The sequence below is a fragment of the Ralstonia sp. Ralssp110 genome (assembly GCF_047325135.1).
GTDB classification, from domain to species: Bacteria; Pseudomonadota; Gammaproteobacteria; order Burkholderiales; family Burkholderiaceae; genus Ralstonia; species Ralstonia mojiangensis.
This window is the reverse complement of record NZ_CP168610.1, coordinates 3266865-3285688: the sequence shown is the minus strand read 5'-3', so window position 1 is coordinate 3285688 and position 18824 is coordinate 3266865. Positions and strand designations below refer to the sequence as shown.

Annotated in this window: 18 protein-coding genes; 12 read left to right on the top strand and 6 right to left on the bottom strand. The window is 65.2% G+C overall.

Translation table 11 applies throughout. The annotated features are described in order from the left end of the window. The first annotated feature begins 221 nt into the window (after positions 1 to 221). Entirely contained in the window at positions 222 to 680 is a 459-nt protein-coding gene (locus ACEN9T_RS24380) for a GyrI-like domain-containing protein (protein ID WP_413707311.1), read from the top strand. Between the two features lie 73 nt (positions 681 to 753). Here ACEN9T_RS24380 and ACEN9T_RS24375 read toward each other — a convergent pair whose 3' ends face one another. Then, a complete protein-coding gene (locus ACEN9T_RS24375) occupies positions 754 to 1224 on the bottom strand; it encodes a MarR family winged helix-turn-helix transcriptional regulator (protein ID WP_413707310.1) in 471 nt (156 codons plus the stop codon). Positions 1225 to 1427: 203 nt separating this feature from the next. Here ACEN9T_RS24375 and ACEN9T_RS24370 point away from each other — a divergent pair, with 203 nt between their 5' ends. Further along, positions 1428 to 2351 carry a DMT family transporter gene (locus ACEN9T_RS24370; RefSeq protein WP_413707309.1) on the top strand — a complete coding sequence of 308 codons (924 nt, stop codon included), beginning with the start codon at positions 1428 to 1430 and terminating at the stop codon, positions 2349 to 2351. An 8-nt stretch (positions 2352 to 2359) separates the two neighbouring features. Here the strand turns inward: ACEN9T_RS24370 and ACEN9T_RS24365 are convergent, their stop codons facing one another. Further along, positions 2360 to 3304: a M48 family metallopeptidase gene (locus ACEN9T_RS24365; protein ID WP_413707308.1), complete on the bottom strand. Its 945-nt coding sequence runs from the start codon at positions 3302 to 3304 to the stop codon at positions 2360 to 2362. 102 nt (positions 3305 to 3406) lie between these two features. Between ACEN9T_RS24365 and ACEN9T_RS24360 the strand changes: the two genes are divergently transcribed. Then, the gene (locus ACEN9T_RS24360; protein ID WP_092974364.1) at positions 3407 to 4696 is read left to right on the top strand and encodes a muropeptide transporter; all 1290 of its coding nucleotides are present in this window, start codon (positions 3407 to 3409) and stop codon (positions 4694 to 4696) included. A 4-nt stretch (positions 4697 to 4700) separates the two neighbouring features. Here the strand turns inward: ACEN9T_RS24360 and ACEN9T_RS24355 are convergent, their stop codons facing one another. Further along, positions 4701 to 5894, bottom strand: coding sequence for a class I SAM-dependent methyltransferase (locus ACEN9T_RS24355; RefSeq protein ID WP_413707307.1), 1194 nt, complete (start codon positions 5892 to 5894; stop codon positions 4701 to 4703). Between the two features lie 17 nt (positions 5895 to 5911). Here ACEN9T_RS24355 and ACEN9T_RS24350 point away from each other — a divergent pair, with 17 nt between their 5' ends. Continuing rightward, positions 5912 to 6730 (top strand): SDR family oxidoreductase, encoded by an 819-nt coding sequence (locus ACEN9T_RS24350; protein WP_092974369.1) that lies wholly within the window; start codon positions 5912 to 5914, stop codon positions 6728 to 6730. A gap of 20 nt (positions 6731 to 6750) precedes the next feature. Then, complete coding sequence (locus ACEN9T_RS24345) at positions 6751 to 7149, top strand: dihydroneopterin aldolase (protein ID WP_024976941.1); 399 nt, start codon at positions 6751 to 6753, stop codon at positions 7147 to 7149. Positions 7150 to 7436: 287 nt separating this feature from the next. Here ACEN9T_RS24345 and ACEN9T_RS24340 read toward each other — a convergent pair whose 3' ends face one another. Beyond that, positions 7437 to 8366: an arginase gene (locus tag ACEN9T_RS24340; RefSeq protein ID WP_092974372.1), complete on the bottom strand. Its 930-nt coding sequence runs from the start codon at positions 8364 to 8366 to the stop codon at positions 7437 to 7439. Positions 8367 to 8390: 24 nt separating this feature from the next. Further along, positions 8391 to 9617, bottom strand: a complete 1227-nt coding sequence (rocD, locus tag ACEN9T_RS24335; RefSeq protein WP_413707306.1) for an ornithine--oxo-acid transaminase — start codon at positions 9615 to 9617, stop codon at positions 8391 to 8393. 129 nt (positions 9618 to 9746) lie between these two features. On the opposite strand from rocD, the gene ACEN9T_RS24330 reads away from it, so the two are divergent. The 6 genes from ACEN9T_RS24330 (at position 9747) to ACEN9T_RS24305 (ending at position 16428) form a co-directional block, all read left to right on the top strand. Beyond that, positions 9747 to 10670, top strand: coding sequence for a LysR family transcriptional regulator (locus ACEN9T_RS24330; RefSeq protein WP_413707305.1), 924 nt, complete (start codon positions 9747 to 9749; stop codon positions 10668 to 10670). Between the two features lie 86 nt (positions 10671 to 10756). Beyond that, positions 10757 to 11515, top strand: a complete 759-nt coding sequence (locus tag ACEN9T_RS24325) for a TetR/AcrR family transcriptional regulator (RefSeq protein ID WP_413707304.1) — start codon at positions 10757 to 10759, stop codon at positions 11513 to 11515. 48 nt (positions 11516 to 11563) lie between these two features. Further along, positions 11564 to 12538: an HlyD family secretion protein gene (locus ACEN9T_RS24320; RefSeq protein WP_413707303.1), complete on the top strand. Its 975-nt coding sequence runs from the start codon at positions 11564 to 11566 to the stop codon at positions 12536 to 12538. Then, entirely contained in the window at positions 12535 to 13506 is a 972-nt protein-coding gene (locus tag ACEN9T_RS24315; protein WP_413707302.1) for an ABC transporter ATP-binding protein, read from the top strand. Before ACEN9T_RS24320 ends, ACEN9T_RS24315 begins: the two co-directional genes overlap by 4 nt. Next, the gene (locus ACEN9T_RS24310; RefSeq protein ID WP_413707301.1) at positions 13503 to 14669 is read left to right on the top strand and encodes an ABC transporter permease; all 1167 of its coding nucleotides are present in this window, start codon (positions 13503 to 13505) and stop codon (positions 14667 to 14669) included. Before ACEN9T_RS24315 ends, ACEN9T_RS24310 begins: the two co-directional genes overlap by 4 nt. A 7-nt stretch (positions 14670 to 14676) precedes the next feature. Further along, positions 14677 to 16428 carry an efflux transporter outer membrane subunit gene (locus ACEN9T_RS24305; RefSeq protein ID WP_413707300.1) on the top strand — a complete coding sequence of 584 codons (1752 nt, stop codon included), beginning with the start codon at positions 14677 to 14679 and terminating at the stop codon, positions 16426 to 16428. A gap of 281 nt (positions 16429 to 16709) precedes the next feature. Here ACEN9T_RS24305 and panE read toward each other — a convergent pair whose 3' ends face one another. Beyond that, on the bottom strand, positions 16710 to 17663 hold the full coding sequence (gene panE / locus ACEN9T_RS24300) for a 2-dehydropantoate 2-reductase (RefSeq protein ID WP_413708507.1): 954 nt from the start codon (positions 17661 to 17663) through the stop codon (positions 16710 to 16712). A gap of 166 nt (positions 17664 to 17829) precedes the next feature. Between panE and ttcA the strand changes: the two genes are divergently transcribed. Continuing rightward, positions 17830 to 18777, top strand: a complete 948-nt coding sequence (ttcA, locus tag ACEN9T_RS24295; protein WP_413707299.1) for a tRNA 2-thiocytidine(32) synthetase TtcA — start codon at positions 17830 to 17832, stop codon at positions 18775 to 18777. The last annotated feature ends 47 nt before the right edge of the window (positions 18778 to 18824 follow it).

Genomic DNA, 18824 nt, shown 5'->3' with positions numbered 1-18824 from the left:
GAGGCGCCATCGTAAAGAGGAATGGCGGGTTGCGCGACCCGTCTTCTTACGGGGTTGTTGCTGCAGGCTGGGGATTCGCTGAGGGCGCTGGCATGTTCGCGGCCATCACGCTGGTCGCTCTAGCCAATGCGCGGCAAGATGGCGAACTTGTCGCTCGATGCAAAACCACAGGCCGTGCAAGGCAATGCCACGGCTCCAAAAAGGATCAGTGCCCAATGCAAATGAAGGTTGTTCCCCCGGTAAGGGTGCTTTGCGCGCCGCATCGCATCACGCTCGCAGAAGTCGGCAAGACGGCGTCTGCGGTTTGTGCGGCGGTTGAAGCCGATGCGGCTGCGCAGGGCATGACGGTCAGCGGTCCGTGGATGTTCATCTACCGCAATCTGCCGCATGACCCCGATACACCGTGCGAGATCGAATTTTGCCTGCCCGTGCAGTCGGTGCCGGTGTACCACGGCCGACATGTGCTGAAGACGCTGCCGGGCGCAACCTGCGCGGCGCACGTCCACGAAGGGCCGCTCGATCGACTTTTCGATAGCTATGCGACGCTGTTGCGGGCGGCGGCAGCGCAGGGTTGTCGTCTCTCAGGCGAGAGTCGCGAGATCTATCACTGCTGGCAGGGCCCGCAGGCAGCAGAGAACCGCGTGGAGATTCTGTTCGCGCTGGAATCCGAGCCGGCATGATGGGACTGGACGGCGGCCCGACGCTTTCGTGTGGCGATGACCGACGATAACGGGCGCCTGTCGGCTGCCCCTTTCACTGCGCGGCGCCAATCTTTCCGAGCAACGTGCGCAACATCGACCGCTCGGCCGGGCCCAGCGCCGCGAGCATGCGCTCCTCCGTCTCGACATGCGAGGCGACGAGCCCATCGATGAGCGCAAAGCCTGCATCGGTGAGCGCGATCTGCAGGCCTCGCCGGTCTTCGGGATCGGTTCTGCGGACGATGAGACCGCGTGTTTCCAGCCGGTCAAGCCGGTTGGTCATGGCCGACGTAGACAGCATCATGTCCTTGGCCAGCGCTGATGGCGACAACGCCTGCTTGCGGCCATTGCGGCGTAGGGTGAGCAGGACATCAAAGCCCGCCATGTCGAGCTCCGCCTCCGCCACGTTCGCGACGACCGCCTGCCGCAGACGTTCACCTGCGCGCCAGATTTCGCCGCAGACCGCCATCGGGCTCGGGTCGATGTCCGGGCGCTCCCGGCGCCATTGCGCGAGAATGCCGTCCATCGGCCCGCCTTGCGCCGATGCCGAATTGCCTTGACCCATCGAACACCTCATCCTAGTATTTCGACGTCAAACTACTTGATGTCGAATTTGCAAAATCCTACCGGGTTTGTTTGCCCCCAGCAATTAGCTTGATAGGGGCGAGTTCGTGCGTCTTTTTACCGGCATTTATTTCGACATCAAATTACGTTACGTGGAGATTTCTCATGCGGTTTAATCGTCTGGCCACAATGATGGCAACAGCGTTGGCGCCCATGCTGTGGGGCACCACGTATCTCGTTTTCACGCAGATGCTTCCTGTCGGCCACCCGTTGCTGGTTGGCGCGTTGCGCGCGCTGCCGGCCGGGATGCTGCTCATGCTGCTCGGTCCTGGCCTGCCGCCGCGAGACAAGCTGTTGCGTCTGCTGGCGCTTGGCTTGGCCAACATCGGCGTATTTTTCGCGCTGTTGTTCGTGGCGGCACAGCGCCTGCCGGGCGGCGTGGCGGCGACGATCATGTCTGCGCAGCCGCTGGTGGTCGCGCTGCTGGCGTGGCCGTTGCTGGCTCGCAAGCCGCGCCCGGCGCAACTGGCGGCTGCGCTGGCCGGCTCGTTGGGGGTGGGGCTGCTGATTCTCGGCCCAGCGGCCAAGCTCGACGCAGTTGGCGTGGCGGCAGCGCTGGCCGCTGCGTTCTCGATGGCGATGGGGACTGTGCTCATTGAGCGCTGGGGCCGTATCGGCACGCCGCTGGCCGTTGCGGCATGGCAGCTCGCGCTCGGCGGACTGGTCTTGCTGCCGGTGGCGTTGTTCGTGGAAGGCCTGCGGCCCGCGGTCACGGCGCGTAACGCGGTGGGCTTTGCGTACCTCATCGTCATCGGCACAGCGTTGGGCTACTGGCTGTGGGTGCGCGGCATCGGCGTGCTGGGCGCAGACGTGACGTTCCTGTCGCTGCTCAGCCCGCTGACGGCAACGGTGCTCGGCGCGCTGGTCCTGGGCGAGTGGTTCAGCCCGATGCAGACAGGCGGCGCGGTGCTGATCCTGGGCGCGACGGTGGCGGGGATGGCGTTGTCGCGGCGGGCACGGCGAGAGCTCGCAGTGCAGGCGAATACAGTGCAGTGTTCCCGCTCAAGCGAGCAGCCGCAACCGCATTGATTTGCACACTACCGCCGCACCATTGGCCGCATCGGCGCCTCATCGCCATTATCAACAGGCGCGGCGCCCAGATATTGCATGTTCGACCGATATTCCGGCAGCTTCGCCATCGTCATATGCCGGGCGTCGGCAAACAGCGTGAGCGTTTCAGGCAAATGGCGCGACAGCACGGCCATGCGCGTGCGCCCCGAGGGGTGCGTCGACAGAAACTGCTTTTGCTCCGTCCCGCCGATCGAACCCATCTTTTGCCACAGCGTGAGCGCGGCGCGCGGGTCGTAGCCGGCGCGGGAGGCGATGTCCATGCCGACCAGGTCGGCCTCGGTTTCCTCCGCACGCGAGAAGGCCAGCAGGTGCATCTTGGCGCCTTCGCCCAGGTCCGTATCGCCCCGGTTGCCGAAGCCGAACAATTGCGAGATGACGTTGGCGCCCAGGTTGGTGATCTCGCGCTGGCCGGCGCGGGCGCGAGCGTGCTCGCGCAATGCGTGGGCGATCTCGTGGCCGAGTGCCATGGCGAGTTCGTCGTCCGTCAGCTTGAACTGTTCGAGCAGCCCCGAGAACACGGCGATCTTTCCGCCGGGCATGCAGAACGCATTCACCTGCGACGAGCCGATCAGGTTGACCTCCCACTGCCAGTGCGCCGCGTCGGGGTTCCAGCGCGGGGCCTGGGGCGTCAGGCGCCTGACGATGCCGCGAATGCGGATCAGATCCGGCACGTTGTCGGGCGCAAGTGCGCCTTCGTGGGCGGCGTTGTCGATGATTCCCTGGTATTCGGCCAGTGCGCGCTTATCGATTTCCTCGGCGGGAATGACGAGCCGGATGTTGGGCGACGTGGTGGTCGCCGCTTCCAGCTTCACGCCGTCGGCGGGCACCGGCAGCGGGCCGTCCATGGCGACAGCCCATGCAGATAGCGCGAGGCCAATTGCAGTCAGCAGGAAGCGTGTTATGCGGGGCATATGGGTGAGGGGCCGAATCCGTGCGACATAATATCGGCCAACGCACCGTGCCACGCTACGTGGCAACCCGCATTCGCATCGCCTTCGCCTCTGGCCCGCCGCATGACCTTCCACGATTACCTCGATATTTTCCGCAACCGCCGCATCGGCGCGATGCTGTTGCTGGGCTTTGCCTCCGGCCTGCCGCTGGCGCTCACCTCGGGCACGCTGCAGGCCTGGATGACGGTGGAAGGGCTGGATATCCGCACCATCGGGCTGTTCTCGCTGGTGGGGCAGGCGTACATCTTCAAATTCCTCTGGGCGCCCCTGATGGACCGCTTCACGCCGCCGCTGATGGGGCGCCGGCGCGGCTGGCTGGTGCTGACGCAGGCGGGGCTCGTGGCGTCGATTGCCGCCATGGCGTTCACGCCGCCGCACGCCGCGCTCTGGGCACTGGCAGGGCTGGCGGTGCTCGTGGCGTTTTTGTCGGCGTCGCAGGACATCGTCTTCGATGCCTACAGCACCGATGTGCTGCATTCGAGCGAGCGCGGCGTCGGCGCGGCCGTGAAGGTGCTCGGCTACCGGCTGGCGATGCTGGTGTCGGGCGGCCTGGCGCTGTATCTGGCCGATCGCGTGATGGGCTGGAGCAACATGTACCTGCTGATGGCCGGGCTGATGGCGCTTGGCATCATCACGACGCTGTGGTCGCCGGAGCCTGAGGTGTCCGCGCGCGCGCCGCGCAGCCTGCAGGAAGCGGTGGTCGGCCCGCTGCAGGACTTTTTCTCGCGCCGTGGCGCCTGGGCGCTGCTGGCGCTGATCGTGCTCTACAAGCTGGGCGATGCGTTTGCTGGCAGCCTGTCCACCACGTTCCTGATCCGGGGCGTCGGCTTTTCCGCCGGCGAGGTCGGCATCGTCAACAAGACGCTCGGCTTGGCGGCCACCATCGTGGGTGCGTTGTACGGCGGCACGCTGATGGTGCGGCTGGGGCTGGTGCGCGCACTGCTGCTTTTTGGCGTGCTGCAGGCGGTGTCCAACCTGGGCTACTGGGTGCTGGCTGTCACGCCGCAGCATCTGTGGACGATGGCGGTGGCCATCGGCATCGAGAACATCTGCGGTGGCATGGGCACGGCGGCCTTTGTTGCATTGCTGATGGCGCTGTGCAACCGGTCGTTCTCGGCGACGCAGTATGCGTTGCTGTCAGCGCTGGCTTCCATCGGCCGCGTGTACGTCGGGCCCACTTCGGGCTACCTCGTTGAAGCCTACGGCTGGCCCGCGTTCTATCTGATGACCGTGGTATTCGCCTTCCCAGGCCTGGCGCTGCTGTGGTGGATGCGCGGCACGATCGGCCGCTACGAAGCTGAGCAGAACGAACGCGCCCTGGAAGCCAAAGCGGCCAAGGCCGCCTCAGCCTGATCGGCTAACCCAAGCGGTTCGAGCGGTCGGCATCGGCAAAGCCGGCCAGCGGCAGCGCCGCATCGATGCCTTTGCCCAGCGCGATGGCCTTGAATAGCTCGCCCATTTCTGCCTCCGACAGCAGCTTCTGCACGGCATTGGCCGCCGGCAGAAACTGCATCGGGTCGGACGGATCAAGCGTCATCAACAGCTCGCCGACGCCGGCGCTCAACAGAAAGCGCGCCTGGCTCGTATAGCCGAGCAGTTCTAGCCCGGCTTCCTGCCCCGCCTGGGCGATCCCCGAAAAATCGACGTGCGCGGTGATGTCCTGCAGGCCCGGCAGCCAGAACGGATCGTCATGCGCGTGCTGGCGGTAGTGGCACATGAGCGTGCCGTTGGTGCGGTGCGCGTGGTAGTACTCCGCAGCCGGGAAACCGTAGTCGATCAGCAGCAGCAAGCCGCGCTCGAGTGCCGTGCCGGCGCTGCGGATAAAGCCCTCGGCGGCTTCGTGCGATTCGGTGACGAGATCGTCCGCGCCCGGCAGTGCGGCCAGCTTGGCGGGCACCTCCGACGGAGCAACAAGCCGGTCTTCCCATTGCAGGCCGTTGTCGGCATCGAGCATCACGCCGCGCTGGCGCCACACGCCGCCGCGCCGCGCCCACAGCGACACGGGCATCGCATCAAGCACTTCGTTGCCGACCATCACGCCGGTGAACGGCGCAGGCAACGTGTCGTGCCACTGCGCAAGGGCGCCCAGCTCGGGGCCGAGCGCAGTCAGGTGTTCCTGTTGGCGCTGGCGCAGCTCGCCGGAGAGTTCGACGATGCCGTAGCTGTCAGGGCGCGCGCCCACCGCATCGAGTTCGGTGAGGATGTCGGCGGCCAGCTTGCCGGTGCCGGCGCCAAACTCCAGCACGTGGCGCTGGCCCTCGGGCAATGCCTGCAGCACCTGCGCGATCTGGTGCGCCACGGTGCGGCCGAAGAACGGTGTCAATTCGGGCGCGGTGATGAAGTCGCCGCCGTCTTCCACGCGGCGGCCGAACTTGGCCGCGCCGCCGCTGTAGTAGCCCAGGCCCGGCGCGTAGAGCGCCAGTTCCATGTAGCGGTCGAACGGGAGCCAGCCGCCGGCGGCCGCAATGGCGTCGGCGATCACGGCGAACAGGTGCGCGGACTGCGCCTGCGCCGCCTCGTTGGGAAGCGGTAAACTCACGGTTTTGCTCATCGCCCGGATTGTAAACAATGGCGCAGACGCCCATCCAGTCAGCTGCGGAATCGACCGCAGAATCCGCTACACAGCGGCGCATCGCCCTCGTCACAGGCGCAGGCCGCCGCGTGGGGCGCGTCATTGCCCTGGCGCTGGCCCGGCACGGCTGGGATGTTGCCGTGCATTGCCACCGCTCGCGCACCGAGGCCGACGCCGTCGCCGCCGAGATCATCGCCATGGGGCGTCGCGCCGCCGTGCTGCAGGCCGACCTGTCGGACGAAGTTGCCGCCGGTCGCCTGATTGCCGATTGCAGCGCTGCACTGGGTACGCCCACCTGCCTGGTCAACAACGCGTCGCTGTTCCAGTACGACGTGGCGACCAGCTTCAGCTATGCATCGCTCGATACGCATATGCGCACCAATGTGGCGGCGCCGCTGCTGCTGTCGCGCGAGCTGCACCGTGCGCTGACTGCCGATGGCGCCGAAGGCCGCGGCGTGGTCGTCAATCTGCTCGACCAGAAGCTCGATAACCTGAACCCGGATTTCCTCTCCTACACGTTGTCGAAGTCGGCGCTGTCGACGGCCACCATGCAGCTTGCGCAGGCCCTGGCGCCCGCGCTGCGCGTGGTCGGCGTGGCGCCGGGCATCACGATGGTGTCGGGCGACCAGTCGCAAGGCGGGTTCGCGCGCGCGCACCAGATGACGCCGCTGGGCCAGTCGTCCACGCCGGAAGACATCGCCGAAGCGGTGTGCTACCTGGCTACCGCACGCGCCGTCACCGGCACCACGCTGTTCGTCGATGGAGGCCAGCATCTGATGCCGCTGGCCCGCGACGTGATGTTCCTCACTGAATAACTCCTCCCCCGGACGCTCCCATGCTTTCCCTGCTATCCCACCCGCGCCTGTCGCACTGCCGTCGTATGTTTCTGCGCAACTACGAAGTGCAGATCAACATCGGCGTGCATGAATTCGAGAAGAAGGGCGAGCAGCGCGTCCTGATCAACATCGAGCTGTACGTGCCGCTGGAGCATTCGTCGCCCACGGAAGACAAGCTGCATGAAGTGGTGGATTACGACTTCATGCGCGACACCGTGGCACGCCGCATGGCGCAAGGCCATATTCACCTGCAGGAGACGCTGTGCGATGACGTGCTGACGGCGATGCTCAAGCACCCGCATGTGCTGGCCGCTCGGGTGTCGACGGAGAAGCCGGATGTGTATCCGGATTGTGAGTCGGTGGGGGTGGAAGTGTTTCGGATTAAAGAGTCGGGCTGACGGCTGTGTTTTTGATGCGGTGGTGCATCCCTCGTTTCATCCCCTGCCGGGGCTGAGTCACCTTCTTTGTCTTGCCAAAGAAAGTAAGCAAAGAAAGGCGCGCCCGAGATGGCGAAAGATTCCTTGAATTTATGTCGCAGGGAGGGAAGGGAAAAACTCGCTGCGCTCAGACAGTTTCCCTTCCTTTTTCCTCCTTGCAACAGAAATTCAAGGCGCCGCATAGGGCAGGGTACGGCCACACCGTCTGTGCGCGGGTGTTGGCGGTGCGCTTTTTTTTTGATGGCGATTCAAGCCGCCGTCGCGTATTCGCGGCGCTGGGCGTGCAATGCGCCTGCGACGCTGGCCAGCAGGTCCAGGGCCAGATGCGCTGTAATCCCGCCCTTGTCGTGGCGCGGGTTGTATTCCACCAGTTCGAATGCGGCAAAACGTGCATCGCGGGCGCAAGCGGCGAGCGCCTGCGCCATGCCCTGCGCGGTGAGCCCGTCTGTTTCCGGCGTGCCGACGCCGGGTGCGACGGCGGGGTCGAAAGCATCCAGATCGAGTGTCACGCCAAAGGCCGCCGTGCCCGTTTTGACTTGGCGGATGGCGTCGGCCATGACGGCGCGCAAGCCGGCGCGTGCCACTTCGGCTGCGTCGATCACGCGCACACCCAGCAGGTCGAGCAACGCGCGTTCAGCGGGCTCATAACTGCGCGCGCCGATCACCACGACGTGTTCGGGCAATACCTTCGGCGCGGCATCCCGAACTTGTGTGAGAGCCGCGGCGCCGTGGCCGAGCAGCGCCGCCAGCGGCATGCCGTGGATGGCACCGGAATCGCTCGTCTGCGGTGTGTGGCTGTCGAGATGGGCGTCGATCCAGATCAGCCCAAGCGGACCCTTCGGTCGCAAGGCGTTTGCCACGCCAGACCACGTGCCGATGGCGGACGAGTGATCTCCACCGATGACGACCGGCACATGCCCCTGGCGCACGCCGTGCGCTGTCGCATCGGCAAGCGCGCGCGAGAAACCGGCCACGCCCGGCAGCGCCGCCAAGCGTGCCGAACGGCTGTGCCCCGCCGACATCGCCAATTCGATGTCGTGCACGAGCGCGGCGTGCGTGTCCGGCGTCTGCAATCGCGCCAGCGCGCCGGCTTCCAGCAGCGCACGCGGGCCGTCCTTGCAGCCATCGTCTTGCGCGCCGCAGCCGATGGCCGCGCCGATCAGATCAATCATGGTCATGTCACTCCCCTAGCGAGTTCTTCCTCAAGCCGCCTTGCGGCGCGGCCAGCCAGCCAGCGTCTGGCGGATGGCGTCCAACGCCAGCGCCAGTTCGGCCTCACCGATCACCAGCGGCGGTGTCAGGCGGACCACGTTGCCGTAGGTGTCCTTGGTCAGCACGCCGCGCTCGGCCACCGCGAAGGCGAAGTCGTGCGCGTCGATGTCGGCATCGAGTTGCAGGCCGATCATCAGGCCGCGCCCGCGCACCTGCCGCACGCCGTGGCCGACGAGCGTCTTCAGTTCATTGATGAACGCCGCGCCCACGCGGGCGGCACGCTGTGGCAGTTGTTCTTCGATCAGCAAGGCGAGTGCCGCGCGTCCGATGTGCGCTGCGAGCGGGTTGCCGCCAAACGTGGAGCCGTGGTCGCCCGGCTGGAACACGCCCATGACCGCCTCGCGCCCCGCGATGGTCGAAACCGGCATCATGCCGCCCCCGAGCGCCTTGCCCAGCACCACCAGATCGGCGTCAACGCCCTCATGCCAGCTCGCCAGCACATCCCCGGTTCGGCCCAGGCCCGTCTGCACCTCGTCGCAGACGAGCAGCACGTTGTGCTGGGTGGCAAGTTCGCGCGCGAGCTTCAAGTAGCCAGCAGGCGGTTCGACGATGCCGCCTTCGCCTTGCACCGGCTCCATTAGGATTGCACCTGTGTTGGGCCCGATGGCTGCGCGCAGCGCATCGGCGTCGCCAAACGGAATGCGCCGGAAGCCCGCCGCGAACGGGCCGAAACCGTAGCGGTATTGATCGTGCGAGGAGAACCCGACGATGGTCGTCGTGCGGCCGTGGAAGTTGTTTTCGAAGACGATGATTTCGGCCGCCTCGGGCGCCAGGCCCTTCACGTCGCGCGCCCACTTGCGCGCAGCCTTGATGGCGGTTTCGACGGCTTCGGCGCCGGTGTTCATCGGCAGCGCGCGGTCCATGCGCGTGATGCGGCAGACGTCGGCCAGGAAGGGGCCCAGCTCGGTATTGTGGAATGCGCGCGACGTGAGCGTCAGCCGGCCGGCCTGCTCCGTCAGTGCGGCAACGAGTTTCGGATGCGAATGCCCGAAGCTGACGGCCGAATACGCCGACATCATGTCGAGGTAGCGCCGGCCGTCGGTATCGAAGAGCCACACGCCTTCGCCGCGTTCCAGCATGACCGGCAAGGGCGCGTAGTTGCGTGCGCCGTAACGGTCTTCCAATGCATAGCTCGGATGTTGCATTGCGGTCGTCATGATGGCCTCCTGCCTGGATCGGTCGTTCACTTGCGGCGGATTGTGCGATCTGACAGACTTGAAATCAAATCGAATGTTTTTCGTTTTTCGATCCAAAAATTTGATGAATTAAGGCATTCGTGTTTTGCCATGTCGCACTCGCCGCTGCGCTATCTGCATAGCTTCCTGACCGTCGCCAACGAAGGCAGCTTCGTGCGCGCGGCAGATCGCCTGGCCGTGTCGCAGCCGGCGCTGTCGTACCAGATGCGGCAGTTGGAGCAGTGGCTTGGCGTGCCCTTGTTCGAGCGCTCGGGGCGCAAGCTCGTGCTCACGCGTGCCGGCACGTCGGTGCGGGCGTGGTGCCGCGATGCGTTTGCCGGGCTGGATGAGCTGCGCGCCGCTTTGCATAGCGGCGAGATGGAGCGCGTGTCGCTCAAGCTGGCGAGCGGCTCCAGCTTCGGGCGCTATGTGCTGATGCCAGCACTGCTGAAGCCATCGCCCGAATCCGATGCGCCGCTTCTCGACGACGTGCGCCTCGAACTGGCCTTCGGCAGCGACGAAGAGGTCTTCAGCCATGTCGAGTCCGGCCGTGCCGATCTCGGCTTTGTCTACACGCCGCGCACGTCACGCCTGTTTGAACACCACGCTGTCTACACCGAAGAATTCGTGCTCGCCTGCAGCGCCCGCGCATTGCGTGAGCACGGTGCGCCACGCACGCTGGCTGATTGCGCGGCGCTGCCCTTCGTCACCTATGACGAATCCGATGCGGTCTACGGGCTGTGGTTCAAAGCGCTGTTCCGGCGTATGCCGGAGACGACCGTCAGCGCACATCACGTGTCCGACCTGGAAGAGGTCAGCACGCTGGTGGAGGCCGGCATGGGCTGGTCGGTGCTGCCGCTGCATGCCATTCAGGATGCCGTGGAGCGAGGGCGCCTGCAGGTCGTGCGCCCGATCGTGGCGCGGCGCTGCCTGAATACCGTGTTTGCCGTGCGCCGCACATCGAGCTTTCCGAGCGAAGCCCAAGACCGCTTGCTGGTGCGGCTTGCACAGCTGGATGCAGCGGCGCGCGGTTAGCCGCGCAGTCGTCCCGGTCCTGGCTGATCTGCGAGACGCAAATTGCCGCCTTGAAATTAATTAATTCGACAATTAATATTCGCAGCATGGCAACCCGCAAGCCTTCCCCTCGCGGCCCCGGCCGCCCTCGTCGCCAGGATGGCGCAACGCAGGACGACCTCCGTGACCGCCTGCTCGACATTGCCGTCACGTTATTTGCGCGCGACGGCGTCGGCCCGACCACGCTCGCCGCCATCGCCCGCGAAGCCGGGGTGACGGCGCCGATGGTGCATTACCACTTCAAGACGCGCGATCAATTGCTCGATGCCGTGGTGGAGGGGCGCATCCGCCCGTTGATCGATCAGGTGACGGGCCCGGCGCTGGCGATCATTGCCGATGACGCGCATCTGCCCGACCTTGCGCAGACCGTGGCCGGCGTGGCGCAGCGCATGGTGGCGGTGGCCACGGCCACGCCGTGGTTTCCAACGCTGTGGATTCGCGAGATCGCCAGCGAGGGTGGCCAGTTGCGCGAGCGTGTGTTCGCGCGCATCGCGCTGGAGCGTGCCACGTTGCTGGTCGACCGCATTGCCCGCGCACAAGCGGCGGGCGCGGTGAACGCGGCACTGCAGCCGCCGCTGGTGATGGTCTCGGTGATCGGCCTGGCGATGCTGCCGCTGGCGACGCGCGCCCTCTGGGGCCGCCTGCCCCTGGCGGATCAGGTCAGCGACGAGGACATCGGGCGGCACGTGGCCGCGTTGCTGCTGCACGGCATCGGCCCAGTCGCTACGCCCGAGCAAGCAGATGGGAAATCAGCGAAGCGGAAGTCGAAGCCCAAGCCCAAGCCAAAGGGCAAGCGACACGAGTAGGCGAACACGGCAGGTCAATCGCATCAATCGGATCCCGCGGAGGGCGGTATGCGGCAAGCGTTGTGCATGGGTAGGGCAGGGTGGTTTGCGGTGGCATTGGCCGCAGCGATGGCCCTGGCGGGTTGCGCCAAACAAGACAATCACACCTACCAGGGCTATGTGGAAGGCGAGTTCGTCTACGTGGCATCGCCCGTGGGTGGGCGGCTCGAACATCTTGGCGTGCAGCGTGGGCAGACCGTCAACGCGGGTGCGCCGCTCTTCGCGCTGGAATCGGTGGATGAGACGGCAGCCCGCCAGCAGGCAGCCGCGCAACTGCAAGGCGCCGAAGCCCAACTCGCCGATCTGAATGTCGGCAAGCGTGTGCCGGAAGTGGATGCGGTGCGCGCGCAACTGGCCCAGGCGGTGGCGGCGGACAAGCTCTCATCGACGCAGCTGGTGCGAGACGAGGCGCAGTTCCGTGCTGGTGGCATCGCGCAATCGCAGCTCGATGCAAGCCGCTCGACCGCGCAGTCGAACGCGCAGCGCGTGCGTGAATTGACCAACCAGCTGCGCATTGCCCAGTTGCCGGCGCGCAATGACCAGATTCGCGCGCAATCCGCGCAAGTGGAAGCGGCGCGCGCCGCAGTGGCGCAAGCGCAGTGGCGGCTCGATCAGAAAGCGCAGAAGGCGACGCAGGGCGGCCTCGTGTTCGACACGCTGTATCGCGAAGGCGAGTGGGTCGGGGCCGGCAGCCCCGTGGTGCGCATGCTGCCGCCGGGCAACGTGAAAGTGCGCTTCTTCGTGCCGCAAGGCGTGGTCGGCGCGCTCAAGCCGGGGCAAGCGGCGCGCCTGCACTGCGATGGCTGCGCGGCCGACATCAACGCTACGGTTGCGTACATTGCAACCGAAGCCGAATACACCCCACCCGTCATCTACAGCAACACGACGCGCGACAAGCTCGTCTTCATGGTGGAAGCGCGGCCCGCCGCGGCCGATGGCCCGAAGCTGCGCCCGGGCCAACCCGTGGAGGTGACACTGCCATGAGCGCTGCCAGCCACGACAGCCAGCCGCACACACGCAACGGCGACTATGCCATCGACGTGCATGGCCTGAACAAGCACTTCGGTGACAAGCACGTTGTGAAAGACCTCTCCATGCAAGTCGCGCGCGGCGAGATCTTTGGGTTCCTCGGGCCCAACGGCAGCGGCAAGACCACGTCGATCCGCATGATGTGCGGACTGCTGACGCCCGACAGCGGCAGTGGCTCGTGCCTGGGTTACGACATCCTCAAGGAGTCCGCGCAGATCAAGCGGCGCGTTGGCTACATGACGCAGCGGTTCTCGTATTGGGATGATCTTTCCATTCGGGAGAACCTGGATTTCGTCGCGCGCTTGTACGAGATGCCGAATCGGCGCGAGGTGGTGGACCACGCGCTGGAGCATCTCGGACTGGCGTCGCGCGCCAAGCAACTGGCGGGCTCGCTGTCGGGCGGCTGGAAGCAACGTTTGGCGCTGGCCGCGTGCATGCTCCACAAGCCCGAACTGCTGCTGCTCGACGAACCCACCGCCGGCGTCGACCCGAAAGCGCGCCGAGATTTTTGGGAGGAGCTACACCGCTTGGCGGCGGAGGGCATCTCGGTGCTCGTCAGCACGCACTACATGGACGAGGCCGAGCGCTGCCACAAGCTCGCCTACATCGCGTATGGCGAGCTGCTCGCGCACGGCACCGCCGATGAAGTGATCGCCGGGCAGCACCTGTCGACGTGGTCGATCTCGGGCGGCAATCTGGTCGAGCTGGGCCGCAAGCTCGAAGGGCAACCGGGCGTGGATCAGACTGTCGCCTTTGGTTCGGTACTGCACGTAACGGGCGCGGATGCGCAAGCACTGGAAGGCACGCTGCGCAAGCTCACGGGAGAATCCGGCATGCACGCCGAGCCGATCAACACCGGCCTCGAAGACGTGTTCATCCACATGATGAAGCGCTCCTCCGACAACTACGGGGCGCAGCCATGAAACCAGACGGCAATCCCTTTTCGTTCGTGCGCTGGTGGAGCGTGGTGCTCAAGGAGTTTCTGCAACTGCGGCGCGACCGCGTGACGTTCGCCATGATGATCGGTATTCCGATCATGCAGCTGTTCCTGTTTGGCTTTGCCATCAACGCCGACCCGAAGCATCTGCTGACCGGCGTGATCGCGGCCGACCAGAGCGAGTTCACGCGCAGCTTCCTGGCCAGCATGCGCAACTCCGATTACTTCGACCTGACAACCACGCTGATCGACGAAACCGCCGGGCGCGAAGCGTTGGCCAAAGGCCAGCTTCAGTTTGTCGTATCAATCCCGTCGGACTTCACGCGCAAGCTCGTGCGTGGCGAGAAGCCCTCGCTGCTCGTGGAGGCCGATGCCACTGACCCCGCCGCGACCGGTCTGGCCGTGGCCTCGCTCTCGCAACTGGTGCAGGGCGTTGTCAGCAAGGATATGAAGGGCGCGTTGTCGCCGCTGGCAGGTGGCGCGGGCCGCTCTGCAAGTGCCGCGCCGCCATTCGATGTGCGCATCCACAAGCTCTACAACCCGGAGGGCATCACGCAGTACAACATCATCCCCGGCCTGATGGGCACCATCCTGACGATGACCATGGTGATGATGACGGGCCTGGCCATGACGCGGGAGCGCGAGCGCGGCACGATGGAAAACCTGCTCGCCACGCCGGTGCATCCGCTGGAGGTGATGACGGGCAAGATCGTTCCGTACATCTTCATCGGGCTGGTGCAGGTGACGATCATTCTGTTGATGGCGTTCTTCGTTTTCCACGTGCCGTTTGTCGGCAGCGTGTGGATGGTCTACGTATCGGCGTTGCTGTTTATCGTGGCGAGCCTGACGGTGGGGATCACGCTGTCGTCTCTCGCGCAGAACCAATTGCAGGCGACGCAGCTGACCTTCTTCTACTTCCTGCCGAACATCCTGCTCTCGGGTTTCATGTTTCCGTTCGTGGGCATGCCCAACTGGGCGCAGGCGATTGGCAACCTGCTGCCGATGACGTACTTCAACCGGCTCACGCGCGGCATCCTGCTCAAGGGTAACGGCTGGTTTGAGCTGTGGCCGAGCATCTGGCCGTTGATGGTGTTTACGGTGGTGGTGCTGGGGATTGCGTTGCGGTTTTATCGCAAGACGTTGGATTGAGGTGGCTATGTGGACGCTGTGGATTCGACGCGCTGACGGTGGTGATGGTGTTTGTGGTCCATCCCCTGTTTCGTCCCCTGCCGGGGCCGACTTACTTTCTTTGTCTTGCCAAAGAAAGGTAAGCAAAGAAAGGCGCGCCCGAGATGGCGACTTCTCCTTGAATTTATGTCGCAGAGAGGGGAAGGGAAAAACTCGCTTCGCTCAAACAGTTTCCCTTCCTCTTTCCTCTCTGCAACAGAAATTCAAGGCGCCATCTAGGGCAGGGACCGGCCAAACCATCTGGGAGCAGTTGTTGGCGTTGGGGCAAGCGTTGGTGGGTGGTGAGCGGTTGCTTGGTGTTGCGATTGTTGCCGCGTTGTCTCTAGGCGGCTGTGCGGTCGGTCCCGATTTCAAGACGCCAGGCGGGCCTGCGGCCGCCGGCTACTCGGCGCAGCCCGTGTCGCGGGAAACCGCATCCGCGCCTGTTGTGGGCGGCGAAGCGCAGCATCTCGTGGATGCCAACGTGCCGGCCGATTGGTGGCACCTGTTCCGATCGCCCGCGCTTGATGCGCTGGTGGACGAGGCGTTGCGTGCGAGCCCGTCTGTCGTGCAGGCCGAAGCGCGCTTGCGTCAGGCGCAGGCCGAAGCCGAGGCGCAGTTCGGCTATGTGATGCCGTCGGTGGATGGCACCGTGTCGGCGGTGCGTCAGCAGATCAACCCGGAGGCGTTCGGGTTCAACACGCCCAAGCCGGGGCCGTTCACGCTGTATTCGGCGTCGCTGTCGGTGTCGTATGCGCTGGATATTTTTGGCGGCGTGCGCCGGGCGCTGGAAGCATCGCAAGCGCAGGTCGATACGCAGCGTTATGAGCTTGAGGCGGCGCGGCTGTCCCTGGCGGGCAATGTGGTGACGGCGGCGGTGCGGATTGCGGCGCTGGATGCGCAGATCGCCACCACGCAGCGATTGGCGGCCGAGCAGCGCAAGCAGTTGGAGATCACCGAGCGGAGGTTGAGCGTGGGCGGCGTCGCGCAGGTCGATGCGTTCTCGCAGCGCACGCTCGTCGCGCAGACCGACGCCACGATGCCGCCGCTCATGCAGCAGGCTGCGCAGCAGCGGCATCGTCTATCGGTACTGTTGGGCCGCGAACCCGGTGCTGGGTTGCCGGACCTGCCGTCGCTCGACGCGCTGCATCTGCCCGACCCGCTGCCGGTGTCGCTGCCATCGACGCTCGCGCAGCGGCGCCCCGACATCCGCGCCGCCGAAGCGATGTGGCACGAAGCCAGCGCCAACGTGGGCGTGGCCACGGCCAACCTGTTCCCGCGCATCACCCTGTCCGCAGGGCTGGGTTCGGAAACCACCAGCTTCCGCAATCTGCTGGGCGCCGGATCAAGCATCTGGAACCTCGGCGCCGGGCTCACGCAGCCGATCTTCCACGGCGGCACCCTGCGGGCCAAAAAGCGCGAAGCCGAAGCTGCCTACGATGCAGCCGGCGCGGCCTACAAGCAAGCCGTATTGCAAGGTTTGCAGGAAGTGGCCGACGCCCTGCACGCCGTCAACAACGACGCCCAAACGCTGCAGTCCCGAGCGCTCGCAACCGACCAAGCGCAACAGACTCTGCGCGCCGCCCAAGCCCGCCACGCCGCCGGCGGCATCAGCACGCTAACGTTGCTGGACGCCCAGCGCCAGGTTGATCAGGCGACGTTGCAGCAGGTGCAGAGCCAAGCGGATCGGTTGCTGGATTCCGCTGCGCTTATGCAGGCGTTAGGAGGCGGCTGGCAATAGGCAAACGACAAAGCAGCCCAAGTCGGCAACACTAGCGGCCAGATGGTTTGGCCGTACCCTGCCCTAGATGGCGCCTTGAATTTCTGTTGCAGGGAGGAAAAAGGAAGGGAAACTGTCTGAGCGAAGCGAGTTTTTCCCTTCCCCTCTCTGCGACATAAATTCAAGGAATCTTTCGCCATCTCGGGCGCGCCTTTCTTTGCTTACTTTCTTTGGCAAGACAAAGAAAGTGAGTCAGCCCCGGCAGGGGATGAAACCGGGGATGAACCACAAACACAAAACAATCAAACAGCCGCCCGCAACAGCCGCTGCTGATAAGCCTGCAAATGCGCAAACGCCACCCGCAGCAACGAAACATCCGTCCCCAACGCCCGCCCACGGCGCAGCATGTCCCCCACGATGTGATCCGCCTCAACGCGCGCACCACTCTCCAGGTCCCGCAGCATCGATGCCGTCAGCGGCGACCCAGCCTGCGTCAGCACATTGAGCCCGCGTTCGCGCGCAGTCTGCCGATTCGGATACCCCGACGCCGCAGCCACGCGCTCGCACGCCATGAACATCGCCTCGTTCAACGCAGCGCCCTCGTCCGTGGCAACAATCTCGCCCACCGTCGCCCGCATCAGGCAAGTCATCGCGGCCAGCGAAGTGAGAAAGGTGAATTTCTCCCACATGTCCTGCATGACGTTTTCGGCCAGCACGGAATCAAAGTTGGCCGTGGCAAACACGTCGCGGATTGCCTCGGTGCGCTCGCGCGGTGCATGCGGCGTGCGCTCGCCGAACGTGATTGAGTGCACGGCGGGGCCTTGGCCGTTGCTCAGGTGCAGCACCGCCCCGTCCGGCGCGCTCGTCGCACTGATGTGGCACAGCCCACCGAGAACGCGTGATTCACCAAACGCGGCATCCAGCCGTTCCAGATGCGCCAGCCCGTTCAGCACCGGCAGCACCACCGTGCGCTCGCCCACCACGGGGCGGATCGCGGTGATGGCGTCTTCCAGGTCGTAGGCCTTGCAGCTCAGCAGCACCAAGTCTGCACGGCCCCAAGCCGCGGCCTGGTCTGCGGTGATGCTCTGCACGGGCAATTGCGCATCGCCGTGCGGGCTGCGAATCACGAGACCGTGTTCGCGCAACCGCGCCGCGCGTGCCGGCCGCACCAGGAAGGTCACGTCTGCGCCCGCCTGGGCGAGCCGGCCGCCGAAATAGCCGCCGGTGCCGCCGGCGCCAAGCACCAGAATCCGCATTGCTGTCGTCATGGGGTTCGTTTCCATCGAGCAGAAGATAGGCAAACGATTCTAGGCCTGTTCGTCCGACCCTGCAGGCGGCGCTCCGCGCGCGCTAAAATGCTGATTTTCCTCACGATTTGACGCCCGTCCGGCCATTATTCAGCGCTGGCGGGGTCGAGATGCCATGACGTTTTCCAATAATTTCCACCGCCTCGAAACCCGTCTGCAGTCGCAGGTCGGCCGTGCCATCGGCGACTTCAAGATGATCGAAGACGGCGACACCATCCTCGTGTGCCTGTCTGGCGGCAAGGATTCATACACGATGCTGTCGGTGCTGATGGCGCTGCAGAAGCGCGCCCCGGTCGACTTCAAGCTGATTGCGATGAACCTCGACCAGAAGCAGCCGGGCTTTCCGGAAGAGGTGCTGCCCAACTACCTGAAGAAGCTGGGCGTGGAATATGTGATCGTCGAGGCGGACACGTATTCGATCGTCAAGGAGAAGGTGCCCGAGGGCAAGACGACGTGCTCACTGTGCTCGCGCCTGCGCCGCGGCGTGATCTACCGCACGGCCAAGGAGCTGGGCGCCAACAAGATCGCGCTGGGCCATCACCGCGACGACATCGTCAACACGTTTTTCCTGAACATGTTCTTTGGCGGCAAGATGAAGTCGATGCCGCCCAAGCTGGCCACCGACAACGGCGAGCACATCGTCATCCGCCCGCTGGCCTACTGCGCAGAGAAGGAGATCGCCTCCTACGCCCGCGCGATGGAATTCCCGATCATCCCGTGCAACCTCTGCGGCTCGCAGGAAAACCTGCAACGCAAGAAGGTCAAGGAGATGCTGCTGGAGTGGGAGCGCCAGACGCCGGGCCGCATCGACAACATCTTCGCGGCGCTGCAGAACGTGGTCCCGTCGCACTTGGCCGATACCGATCTGTTCGACTTCAACGGCCTGACCACGGGCCTGGCGAAGATCGGCGAGGACGCGCTGTTCGGCCAGACCGCCTACGACCAGGCCCCGCTGGTGTTTGCCGGCTCGCATGACGATCGCATCGAGTTCGTGCGGTTTGAGCGCAAGCCGGGCGACAAGGCTGCCGACCAAGCCCTGCCCGGCGAGGTCGCCGCAAGCTGAGCGCGGCCCGCGTCACGCACGGGTGGCACACGTTGCCCACATGTGCG

Excerpts from the sequence above, each read along its gene's own strand:
- ACEN9T_RS24345 (WP_024976941.1), top strand. The coding sequence starts at position 6,751 with ATGCTTTCCCTGCTATCCCACCCGCGCCTGTCGCACTGCCGTCGTATG.
- ACEN9T_RS24340 (WP_092974372.1), bottom strand. The coding sequence starts at position 8,366 with ATGACCATGATTGATCTGATCGGCGCGGCCATCGGCTGCGGCGCGCAA.
- ACEN9T_RS24360 (WP_092974364.1), top strand. The coding sequence starts at position 3,407 with ATGACCTTCCACGATTACCTCGATATTTTCCGCAACCGCCGCATCGGC.
- ACEN9T_RS24370 (WP_413707309.1), top strand. The coding sequence starts at position 1,428 with ATGCGGTTTAATCGTCTGGCCACAATGATGGCAACAGCGTTGGCGCCC.
- ACEN9T_RS24375 (WP_413707310.1), bottom strand. The coding sequence starts at position 1,224 with ATGGACGGCATTCTCGCGCAATGGCGCCGGGAGCGCCCGGACATCGAC.
- ACEN9T_RS24365 (WP_413707308.1), bottom strand. The coding sequence starts at position 3,304 with ATGCCCCGCATAACACGCTTCCTGCTGACTGCAATTGGCCTCGCGCTA.
- ACEN9T_RS24350 (WP_092974369.1), top strand. The coding sequence starts at position 5,912 with ATGGCGCAGACGCCCATCCAGTCAGCTGCGGAATCGACCGCAGAATCC.
- ACEN9T_RS24355 (WP_413707307.1), bottom strand. The coding sequence starts at position 5,894 with ATGAGCAAAACCGTGAGTTTACCGCTTCCCAACGAGGCGGCGCAGGCG.
- ACEN9T_RS24325 (WP_413707304.1), top strand. The coding sequence starts at position 10,757 with ATGGCAACCCGCAAGCCTTCCCCTCGCGGCCCCGGCCGCCCTCGTCGC.
- rocD (WP_413707306.1), bottom strand. The coding sequence starts at position 9,617 with ATGACGACCGCAATGCAACATCCGAGCTATGCATTGGAAGACCGTTAC.
- panE (WP_413708507.1), bottom strand. The coding sequence starts at position 17,663 with ATGCGGATTCTGGTGCTTGGCGCCGGCGGCACCGGCGGCTATTTCGGC.
- ACEN9T_RS24315 (WP_413707302.1), top strand. The coding sequence starts at position 12,535 with ATGAGCGCTGCCAGCCACGACAGCCAGCCGCACACACGCAACGGCGAC.
- ACEN9T_RS24320 (WP_413707303.1), top strand. The coding sequence starts at position 11,564 with ATGCGGCAAGCGTTGTGCATGGGTAGGGCAGGGTGGTTTGCGGTGGCA.
- ttcA (WP_413707299.1), top strand. The coding sequence starts at position 17,830 with ATGACGTTTTCCAATAATTTCCACCGCCTCGAAACCCGTCTGCAGTCG.
- ACEN9T_RS24305 (WP_413707300.1), top strand. The coding sequence starts at position 14,677 with ATGTGGACGCTGTGGATTCGACGCGCTGACGGTGGTGATGGTGTTTGT.
- ACEN9T_RS24330 (WP_413707305.1), top strand. The coding sequence starts at position 9,747 with ATGTCGCACTCGCCGCTGCGCTATCTGCATAGCTTCCTGACCGTCGCC.
- ACEN9T_RS24310 (WP_413707301.1), top strand. The coding sequence starts at position 13,503 with ATGAAACCAGACGGCAATCCCTTTTCGTTCGTGCGCTGGTGGAGCGTG.
- ACEN9T_RS24380 (WP_413707311.1), top strand. The coding sequence starts at position 222 with ATGAAGGTTGTTCCCCCGGTAAGGGTGCTTTGCGCGCCGCATCGCATC.